The 23,163-nt window shown below is 48.2% G+C and carries 21 protein-coding genes, 3 tRNA genes and 1 other RNA gene; 20 read left to right on the top strand and 5 right to left on the bottom strand.

Annotated features, from left to right (window positions below; translation table 11 throughout):
* Positions 1-39: 39 nt before the first annotated feature.
* Positions 40-2,871: an MMPL family transporter gene (locus M0Q40_07265; protein ID MCK9222405.1), complete on the bottom strand. Its 2,832-nt coding sequence runs from the start codon at positions 2,869-2,871 to the stop codon at positions 40-42.
* Between the two features lie 215 nt (positions 2,872-3,086).
* Between M0Q40_07265 and M0Q40_07260 the strand changes: the two genes are divergently transcribed.
* From M0Q40_07260 to M0Q40_07250, 3 genes are all read left to right on the top strand, one after another.
* A tRNA-Arg gene (locus tag M0Q40_07260) sits at positions 3,087-3,162 on the top strand.
* A 93-nt stretch (positions 3,163-3,255) separates the two neighbouring features.
* The gene (locus M0Q40_07255; GenBank protein MCK9222404.1) at positions 3,256-4,122 is read left to right on the top strand and encodes a polysaccharide deacetylase family protein; all 867 of its coding nucleotides are present in this window, start codon (positions 3,256-3,258) and stop codon (positions 4,120-4,122) included.
* Positions 4,123-4,365: 243 nt separating this feature from the next.
* A complete protein-coding gene (locus M0Q40_07250; GenBank protein ID MCK9222403.1) occupies positions 4,366-5,370 on the top strand; it encodes a uroporphyrinogen decarboxylase family protein in 1,005 nt (334 codons plus the stop codon).
* A 54-nt stretch (positions 5,371-5,424) separates the two neighbouring features.
* On the opposite strand, the gene M0Q40_07245 is transcribed toward M0Q40_07250, so the two are convergent.
* Together M0Q40_07245 and lgt are read right to left on the bottom strand one after the other, a co-directional pair.
* The gene (locus M0Q40_07245; protein ID MCK9222402.1) at positions 5,425-6,072 is read right to left on the bottom strand and encodes an SGNH/GDSL hydrolase family protein; all 648 of its coding nucleotides are present in this window, start codon (positions 6,070-6,072) and stop codon (positions 5,425-5,427) included.
* Positions 6,065-6,841, bottom strand: coding sequence for a prolipoprotein diacylglyceryl transferase (gene lgt, locus M0Q40_07240; protein MCK9222401.1), 777 nt, complete (start codon positions 6,839-6,841; stop codon positions 6,065-6,067). Before lgt ends, M0Q40_07245 begins: the two co-directional genes overlap by 8 nt.
* 146 nt (positions 6,842-6,987) lie before the next feature.
* On the opposite strand from lgt, the gene tadA reads away from it, so the two are divergent.
* From tadA to M0Q40_07180, 12 genes are all read left to right on the top strand, one after another.
* Positions 6,988-7,470, top strand: a complete 483-nt coding sequence (tadA, locus tag M0Q40_07235) for a tRNA adenosine(34) deaminase TadA (protein MCK9222400.1) — start codon at positions 6,988-6,990, stop codon at positions 7,468-7,470.
* Between the two features lie 6 nt (positions 7,471-7,476).
* Positions 7,477-7,567 (top strand) — tRNA-Ser (locus M0Q40_07230).
* A gap of 56 nt (positions 7,568-7,623) precedes the next feature.
* Positions 7,624-7,713, top strand: a tRNA-Ser gene (locus M0Q40_07225).
* A gap of 59 nt (positions 7,714-7,772) precedes the next feature.
* Positions 7,773-7,958, top strand: a complete 186-nt coding sequence (locus M0Q40_07220; GenBank protein ID MCK9222399.1) for a ferredoxin — start codon at positions 7,773-7,775, stop codon at positions 7,956-7,958.
* A gap of 41 nt (positions 7,959-7,999) precedes the next feature.
* Positions 8,000-8,265, top strand: an RNA gene (gene ffs / locus M0Q40_07215) — signal recognition particle sRNA large type.
* Positions 8,266-8,357: 92 nt separating this feature from the next.
* Positions 8,358-10,019, top strand: a complete 1,662-nt coding sequence (dnaX, locus tag M0Q40_07210; GenBank protein MCK9222398.1) for a DNA polymerase III subunit gamma/tau — start codon at positions 8,358-8,360, stop codon at positions 10,017-10,019.
* 21 nt (positions 10,020-10,040) lie between these two features.
* A complete protein-coding gene (locus M0Q40_07205; GenBank protein ID MCK9222397.1) occupies positions 10,041-10,361 on the top strand; it encodes a YbaB/EbfC family nucleoid-associated protein in 321 nt (106 codons plus the stop codon).
* Between the two features lie 20 nt (positions 10,362-10,381).
* Entirely contained in the window at positions 10,382-10,981 is a 600-nt protein-coding gene (gene recR, locus M0Q40_07200) for a recombination mediator RecR (protein MCK9222396.1), read from the top strand.
* A gap of 153 nt (positions 10,982-11,134) precedes the next feature.
* Positions 11,135-12,151 carry a LacI family transcriptional regulator gene (locus M0Q40_07195; GenBank protein ID MCK9222395.1) on the top strand — a complete coding sequence of 339 codons (1,017 nt, stop codon included), beginning with the start codon at positions 11,135-11,137 and terminating at the stop codon, positions 12,149-12,151.
* A gap of 67 nt (positions 12,152-12,218) precedes the next feature.
* Entirely contained in the window at positions 12,219-13,373 is a 1,155-nt protein-coding gene (locus M0Q40_07190) for a Gfo/Idh/MocA family oxidoreductase (protein MCK9222394.1), read from the top strand.
* A gap of 27 nt (positions 13,374-13,400) precedes the next feature.
* Positions 13,401-14,075 carry a ThuA domain-containing protein gene (locus tag M0Q40_07185; protein MCK9222393.1) on the top strand — a complete coding sequence of 225 codons (675 nt, stop codon included), beginning with the start codon at positions 13,401-13,403 and terminating at the stop codon, positions 14,073-14,075.
* Positions 14,076-14,089: 14 nt separating this feature from the next.
* The gene (locus M0Q40_07180; protein ID MCK9222392.1) at positions 14,090-15,187 is read left to right on the top strand and encodes a Gfo/Idh/MocA family oxidoreductase; all 1,098 of its coding nucleotides are present in this window, start codon (positions 14,090-14,092) and stop codon (positions 15,185-15,187) included.
* An 81-nt stretch (positions 15,188-15,268) separates the two neighbouring features.
* Here the strand turns inward: M0Q40_07180 and M0Q40_07175 are convergent, their stop codons facing one another.
* On the bottom strand, positions 15,269-16,570 hold the full coding sequence (locus tag M0Q40_07175; protein MCK9222391.1) for a tetratricopeptide repeat protein: 1,302 nt from the start codon (positions 16,568-16,570) through the stop codon (positions 15,269-15,271).
* A 1,130-nt stretch (positions 16,571-17,700) separates the two neighbouring features.
* Here M0Q40_07175 and M0Q40_07170 point away from each other — a divergent pair.
* The 5 genes from M0Q40_07170 (at position 17,701) to rsmI (ending at position 22,697) form a co-directional block, all read left to right on the top strand.
* Positions 17,701-19,131 (top strand): hypothetical protein, encoded by a 1,431-nt coding sequence (locus tag M0Q40_07170; GenBank protein ID MCK9222390.1) that lies wholly within the window; start codon positions 17,701-17,703, stop codon positions 19,129-19,131.
* 82 nt (positions 19,132-19,213) lie between these two features.
* Positions 19,214-19,873: a dTMP kinase gene (tmk, locus tag M0Q40_07165; protein MCK9222389.1), complete on the top strand. Its 660-nt coding sequence runs from the start codon at positions 19,214-19,216 to the stop codon at positions 19,871-19,873.
* Between the two features lie 60 nt (positions 19,874-19,933).
* Complete coding sequence (holB, locus tag M0Q40_07160; GenBank protein MCK9222388.1) at positions 19,934-20,905, top strand: DNA polymerase III subunit delta'; 972 nt, start codon at positions 19,934-19,936, stop codon at positions 20,903-20,905.
* A gap of 75 nt (positions 20,906-20,980) precedes the next feature.
* On the top strand, positions 20,981-21,865 hold the full coding sequence (locus M0Q40_07155) for a stage 0 sporulation family protein (GenBank protein MCK9222387.1): 885 nt from the start codon (positions 20,981-20,983) through the stop codon (positions 21,863-21,865).
* Positions 21,843-22,697: a 16S rRNA (cytidine(1402)-2'-O)-methyltransferase gene (gene rsmI / locus M0Q40_07150; protein MCK9222386.1), complete on the top strand. Its 855-nt coding sequence runs from the start codon at positions 21,843-21,845 to the stop codon at positions 22,695-22,697. The genes M0Q40_07155 and rsmI overlap by 23 nt, the downstream gene beginning before the upstream one ends.
* Positions 22,698-22,718: 21 nt before the next feature.
* On the opposite strand, the gene M0Q40_07145 is transcribed toward rsmI, so the two are convergent.
* Positions 22,719-22,979 (bottom strand): AbrB/MazE/SpoVT family DNA-binding domain-containing protein, encoded by a 261-nt coding sequence (locus M0Q40_07145; protein ID MCK9222385.1) that lies wholly within the window; start codon positions 22,977-22,979, stop codon positions 22,719-22,721.
* Between the last annotated feature and the right edge of the window lie 184 nt (positions 22,980-23,163).

Genomic DNA, 23,163 nt, shown 5'->3' with positions numbered 1-23,163 from the left:
GTAATTTGAACCCGTAAATTGCTTTGATAGGCTCCTTTCTTACTTTGAAGTTGTATTGTTATTGCCAGCTGATTTATCGATCAGGGCAAAAACTGCCGGTAGAAAGACCAAAGCCAGGAACGCACTGACGACCATGGTTAAGGCCGTTAATCCACCGAAATAGGCAACAGTAACAGTGGACGAGAGGACCAGCACCAAGAAACCCAGCGCGACTGATAACGCGTTTGTGGAGATTGCTTTTCCCACCTGACCCAAGGTAGTTCTCAGGGCTTGTTCCACCGTAGTGCTTTCCTTCAAGGCTCGTCGGTATCTATTGGCGAAGTGGATGGAGTAGTCCACGCCAGTTCCAATAGCCACACTGGCAATCATCGTCGTTGCGACATCCAACGGGATACCTGCGATAGCCATTACTCCGAAGTTAATGAGTACCGTTAGAATGATCGGGGTGCAAGCCACCAGCCCGTTTCGAATGGATTGCAGCTGTAGCATTAGTAGAAGGGCTACCAGTACTAGTGATAAGCTAAGGCTTCTTAGTTGACTGGACTGCAATCTGGTTGTGACTACTTCGTAGATCACTGGGGGACCAGACAGTTCCACGGTAAATTCGTCAAGATGAACGGCTGGATCTGTAATGAGTTGCTTGGGTAGATCTACTACATGTATCTCATCTACCCAGACATCTTTCAGAATGGCCGAAACCTGGTCCCACTCTGCGTCTAGGTTGCTTGCAGCAAGCAGGTCAGCAACGACGTTATCCAATTTAGCCGTCCGACTATCTTGGAACTCAAAGCTAAACTCATCCCAGAGTAGGTACGCGGCGTCTTCGAGATCGTAGGAATCGCAGTTGGGATTCAGCGCTTGCAGCGCCGAGAAGATCGCATCGACGTCACCGTTTCTTAGTGCGTCTACGGATCTGGTTTGACTACCCTCTAGGTCATCTAACTCGAACCAAAGGTAGTATTGGTAAACATCTTCAACAAGGCTGCTTACGTCGTTGATGTTTTCCTGGATATACTGCGCCGGTGTCCACTGGGCAAGCTCCCATACTCTCCTTCGAACATAATCCTGCTCCAACATAGTAGGGTGCTCCCAGAGCAATGGGGTAAGTTCCTGGGTTATGCTATCTACAATAACCTCCTCGGCGAACTCCTCTAGCTCTTCCCCGGCAATACTTCGGTCAATAACGTAGGCCTTTTTGGGTAGAGCCTCCAGAAAGTCACGGACTTGCCCGTTAGTGATCGTCATTTGGTTAGAACTAGTCTCAGTGACTCTCCCAACAATAAGTCCCTCGGAGCTATCGGGGGTTAAGTAACTGGTGACCTGATCCTGTCCCTCAAGGAAAAGGCCCAGGGACGAAACTTGGTTACGGGTCGTGGGAATTCTAGATGCTCCATTGATAGTCTTGTTGGCCTCTTCGATAATATCTGCATAGGACAATGGTTTGTTGACCCCTACAGTCTTAAGAAACCCCTCCACCTCTTTCATTTGTTTAAGGACAAAGGGGCTTTTTAGGTCTCCTTGGAAATGAACCTGCATGGGACTAGCTCCTCCGAATTTCTCGTTAACAAGATCAATCGCCGTACGGGCTGAGGAGTTGGCACGAAATGCTCCGGCGTAGTCCGTATCGTAGGTAATTCTAGGATAGAAGCTAATGGCAATTACGACCAGAATGATTACGCCAGCCGTAATCCAACCCCGATAGCGAAAGATGCCCCCTGCAAAGCGTTCGAAACGAACATTAACACCATTTTCTGCCTTGATTTTCCCGGGCTTATACTTCATCAGTACCAGAAGCGAGGGAATGAAGGTGTAGGCGGTGACAAATGCGGCAAATACTCCAAAGGCCGTAAACAAGCCCAGTTGCTTAATGGGGGTGAGATCTGCCGTGGTCAATGAAGCAAATCCTACGATTGTTGTCAGGCACGACAAAAACAAAGGCAAGCCTAGTTGACCCATGCCGCGAATCATATCTTCTTTCTTGGTCCGCTCACTTTTTACAGAAGTGTAATACTCGTTTGTTACATGGATACCGTAGGCGCTTCCCACCGCTACTAGTATGACAGGGATAGCAATTCCCACTGTGGATAAGTCGTTGCCAGTAAGCACAAGCAACCCCAAGGTCCAAATTACGGCAATCAAGACAGTTGCGATCGGCAGAAGAGTCGCCCGGGTGGTTCTAAAGGTGAGCAATAGTACTAGGAGTACCAACAAGACAACTGTCGGTAATAGTCTTTGTAGGTCACCTTTCGCGTACCGATCAGCATCATCAGCAACGAAGGCAGACCCTGTCCTATAATGCCTAAATGGACTGTCTGTGTCTTCGTCATTAACAATTTCTCGCAATGCCGTGGTTACAATTGCTGAGTCTGCATCGGGATCTATTTTGGCAAGTATCATACTGTATCGGCAATCTTCCGTGATCAAGCTTCCCACGTAGAGTTCCTTGCCCAATACGTATTTCCTGAGATCTTCGAGTTCGGCTTTGCTGTACAGATAATCCTCTTTCACTAATCGATCGACGTTTAGCGCATCTTCTTCAGGACGCATATCCATAGCATTCGTCAAGCTAGTAACCGAGGTTACGCCATCTACTCCAGCAAATAGATCCGTCAGATGATCGATATGGAGCAAAGCTTCATTGGTAAAGATGTCATCTGCCTCGAGAATCACAACGGCAATATTGCTACCGCCAAAGGTATCACTGATACGATTGAAAGTTTCAACGACTGGATCATCTTCCGGCAGATAATTCATGATGTCATCGTCAACCCGTATGTTCAATGCAAAAAAACCGAAGAAGAGGGTGATGATGATGTTGATCCCGACAAATAAGCGGGGATGTTCGATAATATAGCGACTTAGGTTTCTCACGGGGGCTCCTCCTCCCAACTATTCCAGACCGACCGGTCGGTCTGGAATAGATTATACCATTTAGTTCTGCCCTGTCAAGCTTGGTAATACACTGTTTGTGTAAGTTTATGTGTTTAGATGATGAAGGGGTGAGCCCAAGGAAGCCTTTAGAGGCAAAATGCCTGTCGTCACGGTTGATTTATCCACATGTGTGTGGTACGATAGAACCGTTCGTTGCCCCCGTAGCCAAGCGGATAAGGCAGAGGTTTCCTAAACCTTGACTCGCAGGTTCGATTCCTGCCGGGGGCGCCACTTCTCGATATGCTCCACAGGCTGCACTCTCTTCCCAGATTCGTATTCCCCCAGGGTCTGTTTTACTTATATAGGTGAGGCTGGGACAATATTATGGCTTACAAATTGCTGTTGCAATTGCTTGCTAGTTATTCTCTGTTCCTTTTCATGGCGATTGCTTCTAGTAGTGTGTTTCATTACCTGAATGTGACCGCGCCAACTGGACGTATGCAGAAATGGATCCACTATGCGTGGCCACCGGTCATTGGTGTTGTCGCGATCCTTGGCTTGGCAAACTATTATGTCTACATAGGATTTGGGACACAACAAGATCTTTACCGGCGGGGCAATGATTCGTTTATGGCTGTATCCTTTACCTTTGATGATGGACCAAGTCCAATTTATACCGAGGCCATTTTGGATGTACTTAACCAATACGGAATAACAGCTACCTTTTTCCTCGTTGGGACTCATGCCGAGCATTTCCCAGAAACAGTAGGTCGTATTCTTGCCGAAGGCCATGAGCTAGGAAACCATACCTACAGTCACATCATGGTTTCTCAGGTCTCTGCCCGCATGTTAAGGGATCAGATCGAAAGGACAAACCGGGTGATCCAGGAGATTACTGGTGAGCTGCCCAAGTATATTCGTCCACCCCGGGGACTCTACGATCGTAGGCTTAAGGCTCTAGCCCAAGAGTATGAGCAGCCAATCGTGCTTTGGAGTCTCAGCGCCCAGGATTGGCGCCCAAAGGCAACCGCCTCGAGTATTGCCGCACGGGTGTTATCTAAGGTGTCGCCTGGTGATATTATCCTCTTCCACGACAGTGGCGCTTTGTTCCGGAATACCGGGGCTAGTCGCCAAGCGACGGTGGATGCCCTGCCGTTGATCATTGAAGGCCTTCATGAAAAGGGTTTCCGGATATTACCCCTGCCCCAACTGCTCTTTCCCCACGATGCCCTGCCACCGTCCACAGAATAGCAACGCATAACAAGATTATACCAGGATTCGCAAAAAGGTCTAATGCGCTTACCTTCTACCTATGCTACCATTAATAGAGAACAAGGTGTCCTATCACTGGGACAACAATTAGTGCACAGATTTCCCAATCTAAAATACTTTCGGTATGTACTAATGGGTTCTAGAATCGAGGCAAGAGTTAGAAAGGAGGATGGGCCATCCTCTTACTTGAGAGGAATACCCAAAATGCAGATGGAAAAGAACATGTTTAGCTGGCTAGAGCAAATGAGAGAATCCCAAAGGAAAAAGGCGATGCCTATTCTTTCCTTTCCGGCAATTCAGAAGATGGGTATTAGCGTTATAGAGCTTATTTCGGATAGCAACAGACAGGCCGAAGGGATGGAATACGTTGCCACACGCACCGATGCGGCAGCGGCGGTGAGCATGATGGACCTGTCCGTTGAGGCTGAGTGTTTTGGCTCGGAGATTCGTTTTGTTGAAGATGAAGTCCCAACAGTTGTGAGTAGAGTCATCTCCTCCCATGACGATGTCAAGAACCTTACGGTACCAAAGGTGGGCACAGGACGTACTGGTACGTACATCAAAGCCATCACTAAGGCTGTTACACTGATTACTGATCGCCCGGTATTTGCCGGGATAATTGGTCCTTATTCCCTTGCAGGTCGTTTGATGGATGTTACCGAGATTATGGTACGTTCTTGGGAAGAACCGGACATGGTCCATCTCTTGCTGGAAAAAGTGACCACGTTTTTGATCGAGTATTGCAGAGCATATAAGGCGGCGGGTGCCAATGGTGTAGTTGTGGCGGAGCCCTTGGCGGGACTGCTTTCACCCTCCCTTTCAGCAGAGTTTTCCTCACCCTATGTGCGGCAAATCGTGGATGCGGTTCAGGACGATCACTTTATCGTCATCTATCATAATTGTGGTAATGCAACGATTCAGATGATTGACTCCATATTGGCGACAGAAGCAGCTGCTTATCATTTCGGCAATGCGATCCAGATGAGTGAAATGCTGAAGCTGATGCCACCGGATACCATTACTATGGGTAATATTGATCCGGCGGGTCAGTTTCGCGGTGGTACTCCCCAATCCATTAGAGAGGCGACCCTTGCTTTGCTGAGCGAATGTCATGAATATCCTAATTTTGTTATTTCATCTGGCTGCGATATTCCACCAATGTCCAAATGGGAGAACATTGATGCTTTCTTTGCGGCGGTGGCTGAGTTTTACGATGGTCTAGATTAGTATTTACGGTCTGGGGTCTTTTTCGAGGGAGGGCTAGCCCTCCCTCGGGTACGACTAGGCAGAGACGGTGGCAGTACGTAGCACGGTAATTGCCATGAGGGCATGACCTAGACTATTTGGATGGACCCCATCATTGGTCCATTGGGTGTTAGGTCGTGCTTGGATATTGTTGTGGAATGCCTTGTTTGTGGGAACTACATCGAGTTTGTATTTCTTTGCCAGAGAATGGATCACTTGATTATACGGGACCAACAGCTGGTTTCCCTGGCTTGATAGGTCTTCACCCATCACCGTGGTTTCCATGGGGACGATGCGGCAGTCAGGCAGTTTGTCCTGGGTTGTTTCAATCATCTTCGTATAGTTTACCTCGAACTCATCGATGAGGACCGCCTCTGCCGGACGGTTTGCCAATTGTCTCCAAACATCGTTTATTCCAATGGAAATGTACAACCAGTCGGGGGCTTCATCAAGCACGTCGGCTTGCCATCTTTGGACTAGATTTCGGCTGGTGTCCCCGCTGATCCCGCGATTGACGACATTTATTTCAAGCTGCGGGTAACCAGCTGTAACTAAGTCATTGATTACTCTAACATAGCTTGAGCCAAGGCCCAATGGACAAGTACGACGACCGCAATCCGTAATGCTATCACCAATAAACACCACTTTTGCCCCTTTACCCCACTTGAGTGCTTCTTCACACATGATTGTCTTCCTTTCCTTGACTAGATTTGTATTTCCGTGTAAGGATGATCAATAACAGTAAAGCGCCACCGGCGGTGACGATACTGGCAATTTGTCCCAGTGCCAGAAAAGAAGTAACTCGAAACTCTGGCCTGAGGATATCCAAAAGAAATCTGATTACCGATATATAGACCAGGCTCAAAAGAAACACTTGACCTTTGAACTTGCGTCGGTCGAAGAAGGCAATGATTAGCCCAAGCAAGATAGCCGATGTAATAATCTCATATATTTGCAGTGGATGATGGGGGGTAAAGGTTCCCGGAAAGACTATTCCCCAGGGAAGATTTGTGGGTGCACCATAGAGCTCACCATTGATAAAGTTTCCCAACCGGACAAAGATATGTCCGATAGCAAGGCTTGGGGCAATGGCATCAGTTAGCGCCCAAGTATCAAGGCCCTTCTTCCTGGACAGGGGGATACCAACCAAAATAGCCAGGATGTAAGCTCCGTGGGAAGCCAGCCCACCCTTATCAATACGGATGATATCACCTGGATTGGATTGGTAATAGCTCCAGTTAGTAGCAACGTGTGCCAACCGGGCTCCAATAATGATGGCGAGGATTAAGGGCACAAACAAGTCCGCGACTTTGTCAGGATCTTGACCAGTCTTCTTTGCGAAGTGCTCGGTGACTAGCATAGAAATAAGTAGGGCTGCCGCAACCAATACACCGTACCAACGAATGGAAAATCGGCCAAATTCAAATAGGACGGGGTTTATGTTTACTGGCACATTATCGCCTCCAAGGACTAAGTTAGCAGAACCCTTTTGTATTATAACTAAAACCAGCGAAACAAGCTATAGCAGATTGGTTCTTACTCTTTCTGCAGAAAATGAGTATTGGCGTTCAATTTTTTGTATGGTATGATAGTCCTGCAATGAACTTCATGGACCTATCCATCAAAGAACAGGAACAACACATACGATTCATGAGAACGGCTTTAGAGTGCGCGATGCAAGCCCGGCTGAAAGGTGAAGTACCCATCGGAGCAGTGGTGGTTCTAGGTGATGAGATCATCGGGCGAGGATTTAATCTGCGGGAGACCGGGAATGACCCAACAGCCCATGCGGAGATCATCGCTTTGCGAGATGCGGCAGAGCGCCGGGGCAGTTGGCGGTTGACCGACTGTGATCTGTATGTTACCATAGAACCCTGTCCAATGTGCGCTGGTGCCTTGATTTTAGCTCGAATCCGCCGTTTGATCTATGGCGCAGATGATCCAAAAGCTGGAGCCGTGCGGTCGGTAATCAGCCTCTTCGAGCAAGGGCATTGGAACCATGATGTGGAAGTGGTGCCCGGTGTTCTAAGCGCCGAATGTGGGCAGATAATGAAGGAGTTCTTTGCTTTGCGACGTAAGTGATTTCACGGAGAGGTGCTGGAGTGGTTGAACAGGGCGGTCTCGAAAACCGTTGGGCGGCTTTGTCGTCCCGTGGGTTCGAATCCCACCCTCTCCGCCATTTTAAGATAGTTGCAACCCACGTCTTTTTGTTGTACAATCAATATTGTGTTTTGCGGAGAGATGGCCGAGTGGCTGAAGGCACACGCCTGGAGAGCGTGTGAGGGGGTAACTCCTCCGTGGGTTCAAATCCCACTCTCTCCGCCATTTATGTTTTATGGTACTACCAGAACGCGCACATCGCGTGTATGAAGGAGGCTTAACGGATGAATCCTCATGTAGATCCCGACAAATGTATTGGATGTGGTCTATGTACTGACATATGCCCAGAGGCTTTCGAAATGGACGATGATGCTGGGGTGGCACACGCCACTGCTGATGCTGCGAAAGTCGATCAGGAGTGTCTGGAAGAAGCAGCTGGGTCATGTCCGGTAGATGCCATTGAGCTGTAATGGTTTAGAGATTGTTGTATCAATATTGTAAGCAAGTTTGACCGTGCTAGACGGGGAGGTAGCGGTGCCCTGTACCCGCAATCCGCTATAGCGGGGTTGAATGCCCGTTATGAGGCTTGTCTTATGTGGGGTCTGGCCGGAGCAAGTGGCGTTGACGAGTGGGTCTTACGCAACGGGACCTTGTGAATCCCGTCAGGTCCGGGAGGAAGCAGCGGTAAACAAATGCTCCCGTGTGCCGTAAGGGTGCCTGCTTTGAGCTAACTGTTTCGGTATCGTCCGGATAAGCAAATCGAAAATGGGTGCACGGTCATTTTTTATTCCAGGAATATGGAGTGGCTGTAGCGAAGTACTAACTGTTGCCTGGGATTATGTTTGAAGCAACAGGGAGGTCCCCAGTTCGTGGCATATCTTTCATTGTATCGTAAATGGCGTCCCCAAGGGTTTGACGATGTTGTTGGTCAAGAACATGTAGTCCGCACCCTAAAAAATGCATTGGATGAAGGGCGTATAGCCCATGCGTATCTCTTTGCTGGACCGCGGGGTACAGGTAAGACTACGTTAGCAAGAATCCTCGCCAAGGGATTAAACTGTGTGAATGGCCCTACAAGTCAGCCCTGTAATGCATGTGAAAACTGTACATCCCTTAATGCGGGCTATGCCATGGATGTCATTGAAATTGATGGTGCATCAAATCGTGGTATCGATGAGATTAGGGAGTTGCGGGAGAAAACTCGGTATGCACCGGCGGCTGGTCGATATAAGGTGTACATTATCGATGAGGTGCACATGCTCACTACCGAGGCCTTTAATGCACTATTGAAGATCCTGGAAGAACCCCCATCTCATGTCCTTTTTGTGTTTGCTACCACCGAAGCCCACAGGATACCGGCAACGATTATTTCCCGGTGTCAAACCTTTGATTTTAGACGCTTTTCCAGTAACGAAATCTTTTCTCGTCTTTCTTACATCGCCCAGCAGGAAGGTTTTGGAGTAGAGGAGGCTGCCCTACGCTTAATTAGCAGAAGAGCGGAGGGTGGCATGCGTGATGCTTTAGGTATCCTTGATCAGTGTGTGTCCTTTGCTGGTGCGCAGGTGGATATGGAATCGGTGTTACAGGTTCTAGGCACCGTTTCACGGGATACCCTATTTCGGTTTGTTGCAGGGGTGTTGGATCGAAACGCGACGGTGGCCTTGGGCCTAATCAAAGAGGTCCTCGATGGTGGCCACGATGTAAGGCAGTTTGTGATCGATGTAAACCGGTATTTCCGTGATTTAACCGTAGCTAAGGTGGTGGGTACGGAAGCAGAAGAATTACTGGAAATGTCCTCTGGAGAGATTGAGCAACTTATTAACAACTTCTCGCAGATTTCCCTAGATCAGCTGTTACAGGTTTATGATCTTTTCGCCGAAGCCGAGGCAGAGATCAAACGTTCAGCGGAAGTTAGGCTTCCCTTGGAGCGGGCTGTTATTCGGGCTACCAATGACATATACCGGTGTTCTACTGGGGATCTATTACAACGAATTGAAAAACTCGAGGAGAAAATCGATGCACTAGAACAAAGAGGTGTCACCGTAGTCCTCGAAAAGAAGCAGAAGGAACAGACGACAGTAAGCCAACAGAGTAGGCCTGCACAGGACGAGGATGCGGTAAAACCAGAGGAACCCCCTGTGGAACCAATGTCTTCTAATGATGTGGATACTGTCACCAGACTTAAAGAAGATTGGGATCAGACCATTAGACAATGCAGGGACGATCGGCGTGTTGATATCGAAGCCTTTCTCAAAGAGGCTACGCCAACTGGCCTAAGTCAAGATGTTTTAGTTCTCGGATTTCCTGCAGATAAACGATTTCATAAGGCCAGCCTTGAACAACCTAAGAACCAAGATTATATCGACCGGTTCTTTAGTCGAGTGGTTGGACGGAAAGTAGCTGTGGAATGTCGGTTCATGGAGGAGGAAACTCAGCCGCCTGAGGATGCCAAGCAGGAAGCAAAGGACCCGGCACTAGAAGCTGCGCTGAAGTTTTTTCAAGGGACCGTAACAAAGATTGATGAGCCCTGAAACTAGGTAAGGAGGAGTAATATGAGTCAGATGCGAAAGATGATGAAAGAAGTCAAGAAGATGCAGGATCAAATGTTAAAACTACAGGAGGAAGTCGCCCAAAAAACTGTTGAAGCTACAGCTGGGGGCGGAGTCGTTAAGGTGGTCGCAAATGGAAACCTGGAGATAGTTGGCATAGAGATCGCAAAGGATATTATAGATCCGGAAGACGCTGATATGCTACAGGACCTAGTGATGGCAGCGGTTAATGAAGCAATTCGTAGCGCTCAGGAAATGTCCAGTCAGGCCATGCAGGCTGTTACCGGCGGAATGAATATCCCTGGACTGGAAGGCATGTTTTAAACTGAGAGGATGTACCCTGGATGGTTGCATATGCGCGGCCCCTTGCCCGCTTGATCGATGAACTAATGAAATTGCCGGGAATTGGCCCCAAGACAGCCCAAAGACTAGCTTTTGAGATTATTAGCTGGCCAGCGGAACAGGTTAAGCAGCTGGCTGATGCCTTGGTTGATGCCAAGACGACTTTGCGCTACTGTTCAGTCTGCTTTAATTTAACAGATCAGGATCCATGTCAGATCTGCGATAATCCGAACCGGAGCAGCCGAGCCATCTGTGTGGTGGAGCAACCCAAGGATGTAGTTGCTATGGAGAAAACTAGGGAGTTTCGAGGTTGCTATCATGTACTCCATGGGGCCATCTCTCCTATGGATGGTGTCGGGCCGAATGATATCAGAATCCGAGAATTGCTTAGTCGCATTAAGGATGGTCAGGTGGAGGAAATCATTGTGGCCACCGATCCCGATGTGGAGGGTGATGCTACCGCCATGTACATCGCCCGTATTCTAAAACCCATGGGAGTGAAGGTAACGCGAATGGCCAGTGGTTTACCTGTGGGTGGCGACCTTGAATATGTGGATGAGGTGACCTTAGCTAAAGCTTTACAGGGACGCCGGGAGCTATAGATCGATGTTGGTTGAAGCAAGTAAGGTTCACTAGGTGATTGCTATGGATGAAACAATCCGACACTTCGCCTATTGGCAAAACAGGTAGTAATGATATAAAATAGGTGTGTAGCAAGTTGTACACGTGTAACAACAGTTTTGGAGGAATGGGATATGGCCACGCGTGATGAAGTAGCTAGGCTAGCTGGGGTCTCGGGAGCAACGGTATCCCGGGTTTTCAACAACCATCCGGTTGTCACAGACCGTACCCGAAAACAAGTATTGGAGGCGGCTCGGAAGCTAAACTATTACCCAAATAGCAATGGCCGTCGTCTAGTCAGCAGCCGTACCAATACCTTAGTGGTAATGATGCCTTATGTTTCGGACAAGGTTCATATCTTTTACCGCCACTATTTTGCCGAGATTCTAAGCGGCATTGCCCAAGTCACAAATAGTAGAGGATATGACATGTTAGTCAGCTTCTATCCAATCGGAGAGAGTCCAGCCGAAAGCTGTGTCAAGATACTGATGGAAAAGAAGGCTGATGGAGCGCTTATTCTTGGGTCTTGGGAGGATGATTCCCTGTTAGAAAGGCTTATCGATGTCCAGGCTACATTCGTACTAATCGGCGGAGTCTCAAAGGAGCAGACCATATCCTTTATTGATGGGGACCATCGGCAAGGGGCCCGGGCTGTCGTGGATTATTTGGTTGGGCTTGGGCATCGGCGCATCTGTTTTGTTAACGGTCCCTGGGAGTACTCCAATAGTCGAGACCGACAGGCTGGTTATATTGAAGGGTTAGAGGCAGCTGGGATTCCTGTGGAACCCAACCTTATCTTGACAGGACGTTACAGCAGAACAAGTGGCTATCAGTTGGTTGAACAGATTCTATCAAGATCTCCTGATGCGATTTTTGCAGCCAATGATCGAATGGCTTTTGGGATTTACCAGGGGTTTCGGGAACGACAGATTAGCATCCCCGAGCAGTATAGCTTGGTGGGTTATGATGACTCGGATCTTGCAGGCTATATGGAGCCCAAACTTACGACCGTATCTGTTCCCCTCTATGAGATGGGTCTTCAAGGTGCCGAGATAGTCATTAACCAGTTGGAGGGCACACAACACCCTCCAATCCAGAGACTCCTACCCACAGAACTTGTGATCAGGGGAACAGTGGGCAGAAAGGAGTAGCATATACCTGGACGACGTTTAATTTTAATAACTCGACAGACAAAGGGACTTGAAAGGAGAATGACCGATGGGGACACTAAATATTGGGCTTGTCGGGTATAAGTTCATGGGTAAGGCACATAGTCATGCGTTTAGGGATGTTTCGATGTTCTTTGATCTGCCAGTTAAACCGGTTATGAAAGTACTCTGCGGACGCGATGAAAAGTCGGTAGCGGAATCGGCAAGGAAGTTTGGATGGGAGGAATATGTAACTTCCTGGGAGGAACTAGTCCAGCGGGATGATATCGATCTTATCGACATTACGGCTCCAAGCAATGTACACAAAGAGATTGTCTTAGCTGCTGCACAAAATGGGAAACACATATTCTGCGAGAAGCCTCTTGCTTTAACCTTGGAGGATGCAGAACAAATGCTCCAAGCGGTAACCGAGGCGGGAGTAAAGCACATGATCGGCTTTAACTACCGACGGGTTCCGGCAATTATGTTGATCAAACAGATGATTGATTCCGGCAAGCTTGGTCAAATATACCATTTCCGGGGTACTTATCTTCAGGATTATGTCATTGACCCTAGTTTCCCCCTAGTGTGGAGGTTGCGCAAGGAAATAGCAGGGTCAGGCTCCCTAGGCGACCTTGGAGCGCACACCATAGACCTGGCTAGATGGTTAGTTGGTGACTTTCATGAAGTGATTGGGATGAGCGAGACCTTCATCAAGGAAAGGCCCTTGCCGACGGAAATGACCGGGCTAAGTGCAAAAAGCTCGCTAGATGCCGAGATGGGTACCGTCACCGTTGATGATGCTACTGCTTTTTTGGCAAGATTCAAGAATGGCGCCCTCGGCACCTTTGAAGCAACTCGTTTTGCAGCAGGGCATCGTAATATGAATTTCTTTGAGATTAACGGAAGTCTGGGTAGTGTTCGCTTTGATTTTGAACGGATGAACGAAATGGAATACTATTCCACCGAAGATGCCGAAGGTTATCAAGGCTTTCGAAGAATCCAAACCACTGAGGCTGTTCATCCTTATATGCAAGCCTGGTGGCCTGCTGGGCACATCATCGGATATGAACATACCTTTATCCACGAAATGAAAGATTTCATAGAATCCATTGTGGAAGATAGGTTGCCGGAACCAAACTTTCGGGACGGTGTGGAATGTCAACGGGTACTCCATGCTGTGGAGAAGTCTATTGACAACCGTACCTGGGTGCAGATAGATTAGCGCACAATATATGAGGAGTGGATGCAGATGCCGAAGAAAGCACTAATTGTACAGGGTGGATGGGATGGACACGAGCCAGTTCAGGTATCGGAGGTTTTCCAGAATATACTGACCGAAGAAGGGTTCGAGGTAGAACTAGCAGATACCCTTGATGCCTTCTTAGACGAGGAGAAACTACGGTCCTTGCACTTGATTGTGCCGGTATGGACCATGGGCAATATTACGAGCAAACAGGTTAACCCAGTCCTACGTGCTGTGGAAAGCGGTGTGGGTATTGCCGGTTGCCATGGCGGTATGTGTGATGCTTTTCGGGACAATGTTGACTGGCAGTTTATGACGGGAGGAAATTGGGTGGCCCATCCCGGCAACGATGGTACCGAGTATGTAGTGAATATCAAGCAAAGCTCAAGTCCCATTATAGCTGGGATCAAGGACTTTACTGTCCGAAGCGAACAGTATTACCTCCATGTGGATCCCGCGGTGGAGGTGCTTGCAACCACCAGATTTCCTGTTGCCGATGGGCCCCATGTACCCAATGGCTCAGTAGATATGCCCGTTGTCTGGACCAAACGTTGGGGTCTTGGCCGGGTATTTTACTGCTCCCTTGGTCACCATGCAGATATTGTCGCCATGGAGCCTGTGGCCACTTTAATGCGCCGGGGTTTCCTCTGGGCGGCCGCAGGCAAAGACTTGAACGAATAAAGGAGGGGTGTATCATGAAACCGATTAAGGTCGGTGTTGTTGGTTGTGGCAATATTAGTGGAATCTACTTCAAATCGGGACGCACCTTTGATGTGTTCGAAATCGTTGCCTGTGCCGACTTGATTCAGGAACGTGCCCAGGCTAAAGCGAAGGAGCATGGTATTAAGGCTTGCTCAGTTGCCGAGCTCTTGGCAGATCCCGATATTGACATCATACTGAACCTGACCATTCCCCAGGCCCATGCCGAGGTAAACCTTGCCGCTTTGGAGGCAGACAAGAATGTCTATGTCGAAAAACCCTTGGCAATAAGTCTTGCAGACGGCAAGAAAGTGCTAGACATTGCAAAGGCAAAAGGGTTACGCGTGGGATGCGCCCCCGATACTTTTCTCGGTGGAGGACTGCAAACTTGTCGGAAACTAATCGACGATGGTTTTATTGGTACGCCAGTTTCAGCTACTGCATTTATGATGTGTCACGGTCATGAAAGTTGGCATCCGGATCCGGAGTTTTACTATAAAGAAGGGGGCGGCCCCATGTTTGATATGGGTCCCTACTATCTGACGGCCCTTGTCTCCTTGATCGGACCGATCCGAGAAGTGGCTGGAATGACACGGATCACCTTTCCCGAACGTACGATCACAAGTAAACCGAAGTATGGGGAGAAAATAAAGGTAGATGTTCCGACACATGTGGCGGGTCTTTTGGACTTTGATAACGGTGCGATTGGTACGCTCATTACCAGTTTCGACGTTTGGGCTGCTAATCTACCCCGCATCGAAATATATGGCACTGAGGGAAGTATGGTGGTACCCGATCCCAATTGCTTTGGAGGTCCGGTCTTGATCCGCAGAAAGGACGCTTCGGAGTGGACCGAAATGCCCTTCACCCATGGCTTTACTGAAAATAGTAGGGGCATTGGTGTTGCGGACATGGCCCATGGGATTTGCTCAGGAAGGGATCACCGAGCCAACGGGGAACTAGCCTATCATGTTCTTGAAGTAATGCACGGATTGCACATTGCCTCAGAACAAAGGTCTTATTACACAGTGCAAAGCACTTGTCAGCAGCCCAAACCTTTACCTTTAGGTCTTTCTGCAAGTGTCTTAGATTGAGATTTCAAATTCAATGAATAAGCCATCCCATGTTCTTATGATCAGGGCACGGGGTGGCTTTTGTTAACGACGAAACCTATACTAATTTATGTTCTCAAACAGATCGCCAGCTTGGGCGAGCAATTCCTGGGCCTTTTGGACCTGACCGAGTTGCTGATAGACCAGCCCTAACTGGTAGGTGGCCGCCGCGGTTTGCTTAGAATTATCCCCTTGGGCCTTCAAGGTGGCCAGTGCCAATTCCAGGTTATCCCTGGCCGCGGGGTAATCACCGAGATGTCGGTAAGCTTTACCCAGTGCGATTTGCACAGGCACCTTCATTTGCAGATCATCAAGCAGCTCTAAGGATTTTTCTAAATAGGGTACTGCTTCCTCGTGCTGTTGTATTCCTGTTAGGACAAAACCATACTCCTCATATAACAGAGGCAAAAGGTCCCGGGCAGGATCCTCTTTCAAAAGAGATTCAGCCACTTGTAGTTGATTCATGGCTTCTTCAAAATGATCTGACTCCCTGTGGATTACCGCTAGGTTAATGTGTAATCTGGCAATTTCCCTTTTTGGTCCCTTGGTTACCTTCAGAAATGCCAAGGCATCCTCGGTGAATTGAAGCGCTTCACTCAAACGGTTCTGGGAGTGGAAGACGAATCCAAGGGTTGTCAGTATCGAACCGTATTCAAAGAAGTCATTCGTTTCCTGGCTAAGCTTCATCGCTCTTTGCAGGTAACTTACCGCCTCAACCTGGTTACCTAACAAAGCGTGGGTGTGGCCTAGACCGATGAGAATCTTCAGGTGAAGATGGGCATCCAATACGTCCGCGTGTTCCATCAAATCATAGGCTACCTCAAAGGAGGTCTTCGCGGTATCATACCAGCCAAGGTTATGGCAGATAACACCATGAAGATAGTGGGCTTGAACGGTTAAGGAATCATCTCCAGCAAGCTCCAGTTCCTCAATGGCCTTTTGTGCAGGGTCAAGTGCACCGTTGATGTCCTTTTGCCCAATCAAGCAACGGGCAATGCCTAAATAGACTTTGCCCCGGGAGTAAAAATGATCTACCGAGAGATCTTCCAATGCTTTCTCGTAAAGTCCAATGGCCTGATCCCAACGCTCTTTCTTTTCACATCCCCGAGCCACAGCTAAGGTCTTTTCTACCTCATAGTCAGCTTCTCGGATGGGCGGTGCTATTTCATCTTCCAGAAAGAAGCTAATTGGTTTATTTAGGCGTTGTGCAATAATTTGTAGGCTTTTCAAAGACGGATTTGCCTCATTCTTTTCCAACTGACTAATGAAGCTCTTTGTGAAATCATCCCCGGCCAATTCTTGCTGAGTCAGATTCAAACGTTTTCGCATGCGGCGTATCTTTTCACCTAGAGTTACCTGGGTCATAGCAGACACCACCTCTGTTAATCCCGTATGTTTATGAGTACTGAACACAAGTACAATCTACCACAGAAGGGAACGTAAGTCAAACAAGATTATGTCAAACAGGGCTTGACAAGAAGTAAAGTAGTTGTTATCATAGGGGCGTCGGCAAGAAAGGGCTTGCAGGGCAATGTAAAACCCCCTTCCCTGCAAGCTACTTCATACCAAGGATGGAGGTGAGTTGCTTGTCAGGAAAGCGGCATATATCAGCACTAGTGTTAAGTGTTGTGCTGGTCATAGCGGTGTTTTCTGGAGTAGGTTTACTCTCCGCCCCGGAGGGAAATACGTTGCAAGGTAGTTGTGTTGGGAGAATGTCAATACCACCAATTAAGCCATTCACACACAACAAAGCTGCGCGGATGTCCATACCACCACTTGTTCCCTTTGGTAGTGTGGAAGTCCTTAGTATGTAGGACAGGGACAAGCTGGTACAGACTTACTGTTGAATGATTGATGCAAGTGTTCATTAAGAGTAATCCTCCTGTAGTTAAGCCGCCATTAACAAGACAACGGTGGTTCCGTCCAGTATGGATGAATCACCGTTGTTTTTCCTAATTTCCAGTTGTTTGAACTACTTCAAAGTAACAGCTTTGGTTTACGGTGAATAACATATGCTTATAACAGACTGCTGAAATGTAGGTATAGTCAAATGCAGAAGGGAAAAAGGGCTATATGTGTAATATAGTAATAATGGAAGTGAGAGTAAGGCGGTGAGTTTATGGGTGGGGTACCCAAGGACCGGTGCTTAGTATGTCGAAGTAAGTTAGAGGGTTTGCGTTTCTGCGGTGCAACGATTTGCAGTGCCTGCGAAAAGATCATTGTTCGAAGTAGGCCTGGCGATTCCGACTATGATTTCCTGGTTCAACAGATCAAGAATTTTTGGGTGAGCAGTACCGCCTGGAGTATGTGAAAGATGAACCTTGGGTATCACTGGTTTTCTTGAAGAAGATGATCAGTAGATGTGATTTGCCTGCACCGTTCTGAAGGAGTTTACTGATGCTTTGGCCACCAAGATCCAGATCTCATCCCTACGTGAAAGGTGGTTTGACGACGTGCTTCTCGGATGATGATCCGATAGTCGTCTAGATTACATGATGCAAGTTAACAGACCGCAAAAGGCAACGCCCTATTTATCTGGTCTTTTAGCCTATGTGCAGCGGGGAGTCGTTCCCTTTCATACCCCTGGTCACAAACAGGGTCGGGCATTACCGAGTGTGCTTGCTGACTGCAGAGAATTTTGGGCGGGCATGGACTTATCTGATGTAATTGAATGTCCCGAAGCAGGGAATGATGAGCCTACGGTGCTTCGGAATGCAGAGAGACTAGCCGCCGACCTTTACGGTGTAGAGCGTACACTGTTTCTATCCAATGGGACAAGCCAGGGTATTATTGGGATGCTTTTAGCTGTTGGTTGCGAACAGGAGGTACTGCTTGCCCGTAACTGCCACATATCTGCGGTGCGGGGTTTAATTCTAAGTGGCGCTAATCCCCGGTGGTTACCAGTGATGTATGATGCCACATGGGCTCTTCCTGTTGGTGTAGATCTAAGTTCGCTAAATGAGTCATGGCAGGATCTATCTTCGGTAATGGTTGTACATCCCACTTATCATGGGTTTGTTAATGATTTTGCTTTGCTGCGGAGGTTTTGCGATAGAACAAGAACAAAGTTGCTCGTGGATGAGGCCCATGGGCCTCATTTCGTTGCCCATGAAGGGTTACCCCCATCGGCAGTGACTTGGTCAGAAGTCACGGCCGTTGCCCAAAGCCCACACAAGATGCTCAGTTCCTTTACCGGGTCTGCATGGTTACACGTAGTTCATCCCTTTGACCGTGTTGATCATTGTGTTAAGTTGATTCAATCAACAAGCCCTTCTCCTTTACTATTGGCATCATTGGATGCCGCCCGTTGGCAGCTCGCGCAACAAGGAAGGCAGCTTTTTGGACGGACGCTGGATCTTGCTATGACTCTTCGGGAACGAATTGCAGAATTACCGGGTCTGTGGTGCCCAACACCAGAGGAACTTGCCGCCCGGGGGATTGTTGATTGGGATCCATTGAAGCTGCTTGTCTTTGTGACCCGATTGGGAATAAGCGGTCTGGAGGCAAAAAGATACCTACGTCAAGTCGGATTGGAGGCAGAACTTGCCGATCCTTGCAGTGTTCTTTTCCTACTTACGCCAGGGGATAACGATGAATCAGCGGACGCTCTCATAGAAGGATTAGGACGGTTGACTAAGGAGTTTACTCAGGATAAAGGGCAAAGGATTGAAATTCCCCTTTGGCCAGATCTGCCACCCCAAAGGCTTACCCCTAGGGAGGCTTTCCTTGCGCAGTGTGATGGAGTGGACATTAGAGGTGCAAAGGGACGGGTTGCTGGGAGTGTCCTTGCCCCGTATCCACCGGGAATACCTGTCTTGGTTCCTGGTGAGGAGATTACGGAGCAAGTCGTCGAATATGTGATTCGAGCCTTGGTGCTTGGTGTAAGTTTCAACCAGGATCCTTCCAGGCTAAGAGTTGTGAAGTGAACTGTTGCATAGATGTATTGTTATTGGTCCAAAGGGGGGAGGTTGTGCCACCAGGTCTAGCAGACTAGGTGCCACGCTGAATATGAGTCGGGGAAAACTGATTACCTTCGAAGGGATTGACCAAACCGGAAAGTCAACCCAAATAGAGCTTGTGAGTGCATGGTTAAAGAGAAGGCAACTGCCCGTTCTGATAACACGGGAACCCGGAGGAACCTACTACGGTCGAGTGATGCGGGATATTCTCCTTTCAGGGAAAACGTCCCTAGACCCTAAGGCAGAACTGTGCCTAATGATGGCCGATCGGGCTCAGCATATTTGGGAGGTTATTGCCCCGGCCTTGCAGGAGGGGACCATTGTTCTTTGTGATCGGTTTACCGATTCTTCTTTGGCTTACCAAGGATACGGGCTTGGAGAGGATTTGCACTTGATAGAACAGTTAAATAAGTGGACTACTGGTGGATTGACCGCCGATTTGACTCTGCTGTTTGATCGGGAGGTAGGTAGCTCCTTTGGCGATAGGCGCGATGCGGCCGACCGGATCGAACAACGAGACCTCGGCTATAAGAATCGTGTACGGCAAGGATATCTGAACATTCATGCCCAACACCCCAAACGGGTGATGAGAATAGATGTCACTGGAAAATCCAAGGAACAGATCCTAGATGAAATCAAGCCGATGATTGAAAAGCTCCTTAAAACTAGTTGTTCCAGGTTGCGGAAGAACGGGGATGCACTTGCATGATGCGGGAAATACCATCATAATTAGACTAGTGGTGATGCAAAACCAAAGGGAAGTGTAGTGATGTCTTTGGTGTTAAACCTTAATCAGATTATTGGACATGAGATGATTTGCCAAATATTGCAAAGAGCCATCAATGAGAACCGAGTGGCCAATGCCTATCTCTTCTATGGTCCTGATGGTGTGGGAAAACGGACGTGTAGTCTAGCCTTTGCCAAGGCCCTACATTGTGTCCATGGTACCGGCTGTGAGCAGTGTGATGCCTGTAAGTTGTACGAGGGACAATTGGCACATCCGGATCTTTTTCTACTCGATGCCGCAGGTGGTTCCCTGAAGATCGATCAAATTCGGGCCATGCAGGAACGATTGAACTATCAGGCTGAGCTTGGGGGATATAAGGTTTGCATTATAGATGGGGCGGACAGACTAACCGTTCAGGCGGCTAACAGCTCGTTGAAGATGCTTGAGGAACCCCCAGGACAGACAGTGATCATTTTGACCGGAGAAAGCCGGTCCCAGTTCTTGCCTACAATTCTGTCACGGTGCCAAGTCCTCTCTTTCCAGCCAGCCGCCATTGATGTGGCTACGCAGTACCTGGTTAATATGGGGGCCGACGCTCATCAGGCGAAGGTTCTGGCGAGACTCTTTGAAGGACGGGTGGGGGCTGCTGTTAATGCACTTTCCAGTGATGTTTTGCAGATGCGTCACTTGTTACTCAGCTACCTTGTGGATGTGCGAGGCAACGGGTGGGCAAAATTATATAGCGAAAGTACATCCTGGGAGAAGGATCAACAACAGGCCAGATTAGCCCTGCGGATTATGTTATCCTGGTATAGGGATCTCCTCTTGGTCAAAGCGGGTATGAAGGAGAACCTGGTCAATGTTGATTGGGAGCAAAAACTGGAGGAAATAGCCAGACATTGCGATCTAGCTGGACTTCTGCAAATCTGCCAAACCATTGAAGCGGCATTAAATTACCGTCAAGGAACAGGGTATTTCCGGATCTATCTAGATAGGATCCTTTCAAGCTTATAGAAGGTGATCATCTTGCGGTGCTGTGGTAGTATCTATCACAAGTCAAAGGAGTCATCACGATAGGAGAATGAGTTTATGGCTATAGTTGTCGGCATACGTTTTAAGAAGGCCGGTAAGATCTACTATTTTGACCCAGGCGCATTGGAGTTAGCCGAAAATGATCTAGTGATTGTGGAGACCGCGCGGGGCACAGAAGCAGGTCATGTAGTACTCGGAAGAAAGGAAGTAAGTGAAGAGGAGATTACTCAACCACTAAAAATGGTGTTGCGCAAAGCCACAGACGAGGATGAACGGCAGATTGAGGCCAATCGACAGAAGGAGGCATCTGCCTTTGATATCTGTGCCAAGAAGATCGCGGAACATCAGTTGCCGATGAAGCTTATCGATGTTGAGTATACCTTTGATAATACCAAGGTGATCTTCTACTTTACTTCCGAGGGCCGTGTGGATTTTCGGGAATTGGTTAAAGACCTAGCTGCCATATTCAAAACCAGAATAGAATTACATCAGATTGGTGTGCGGGATGAAGCCAAGATGATTGGGGGCCTTGGCCCCTGTGGACGTTCCATGTGTTGTACAACCTTCCTAGGCGATTTTGAGCCAGTTTCCATCAAAATGGCCAAGGAGCAGAACCTGTCACTAAACCCGGCGAAGATTTCCGGGATTTGTGGGCGGCTGATGTGTTGCCTTAAGTTCGAACGGGACCTCTATAGGGAAGCGAAAGAGGAGTCTAAGCAAGAAGCTGAGGAATGCGAATGTCGCGATGTCTGTCAAAAGGAAAAGGGACAACCCGTTGAAAAAGAGGACACCAAGGTCACCGCAGAAGAAACCGCGAAAGAAGATGCCGCCAAACAGCCGAAGTCAAACAAGAAATCCAAGAAAAGACGCAGATCGAAGAATAAGAAACGAAAAGCGAACAAGAATAGGGCCAATCAAAATGGAACACAAAAACAACAGTGAAGATACCGGGGTCTTGTATATTTGCCCTACTCCCATTGGTAATCTAGAGGACATTACCCTGCGGGTGCTAAGGGTCCTCAAAAAGGTGGATCTTGTAGCCTGTGAAGATACCAGACGAACGGGTCAGCTCTTAAACTACTATCAGATTCAGAAGCGGATGATTAGCTATCATGAACACAATGAAGTAACCCGGACCGATGAGCTTATATCCTTTCTGGAGTCGGGACTAGATATTGCTTTGGTATCTGATGCTGGTACCCCAGGTATTGCAGATCCTGGGTTTGTTGTTGTGCGCGCGGCATTGAAATATGGAATTCGGGTTACCGCTTTACCGGGTCCCTGTGCTGCGATATCCGCCTTGGTGATGAGCGGGTTGCCCACGGATCGTTTCCTGTTTTACGGGTTCTTGCCGCGAAAAGCAACTAAGCGGGTGGCGGAGATTGAAAGGCTAAGGGGGAATGATGGTACCCTAGTCTTCTATGAAGCGCCCCACCGGATTATCCCGTGCTTGGCGGATCTTCTAAGGGTTCTCGGTCCAAGACCAGCTGCCCTTATTCGTGAACTGACGAAGATGCATGAACAGATGTGGACGGGAACCCTAGAAGAACTCCTAGACCGTGCTACGGACTGCCCGCCAAAGGGTGAGATCGTTCTTCTTGTGCAGGGTGCAAAGGAAGAAGAAACGATGAGCAATCATGATGTTGTCAAGTTGGTTCGAGAATTGATGGAACTCGGTTTGGATAAGAAGACCGCCATTACCGTTACTGCCAAGCAAACTAATCTTCCGAAAAAAGACGTCTACGACCAAGTCGTGGAACTGCCACCTTACTAACTGGGAGAAGAATAGGCCATTTTAGGCATGGTTTTTAGCTAGGTCTCCAAGCTGTTCCAAACACGTACCGCAAAGCAACTTGTCTTGGAAGGTGATCAGACCTTCTGTATTACCGCAAATAACACATGAAGTCTCGTATTTCTTTAATACAATGGTGTTCTGATGACCAACATAGATCTCGACTGGGTCACGTTCAGATAGCCCGATGGTCGTTCGTAGTTCCTTAGGAATCACAATTCTTCCTAGGCTATCTAGTCGCCGCACAATCCCTGTAGGCTTCATGCCAGTACCCCCCCTTCTTCTGATGAGAGATCTCTCGGAAACTCTAAACCTGCATGTAAAGCAACACTGTAGCTCTATAACCCTGTGTTTCACCCCCACTTTCCCTGACATTCTTCATAAGCAATAGTTTGTGATTTAGCGAGTGTATGGTCGTATAGGCTCTATTGCACTCGTTATTGAGCCT

The organism is Limnochordia bacterium, assembly GCA_023230925.1.
Classification (GTDB): domain Bacteria; phylum Bacillota; class Limnochordia; order DUMW01; family DUMW01; genus JALNWK01.
Note: the sequence above shows the minus strand (reverse complement) of the source record. Positions and strands in the feature narration are given on the sequence as shown.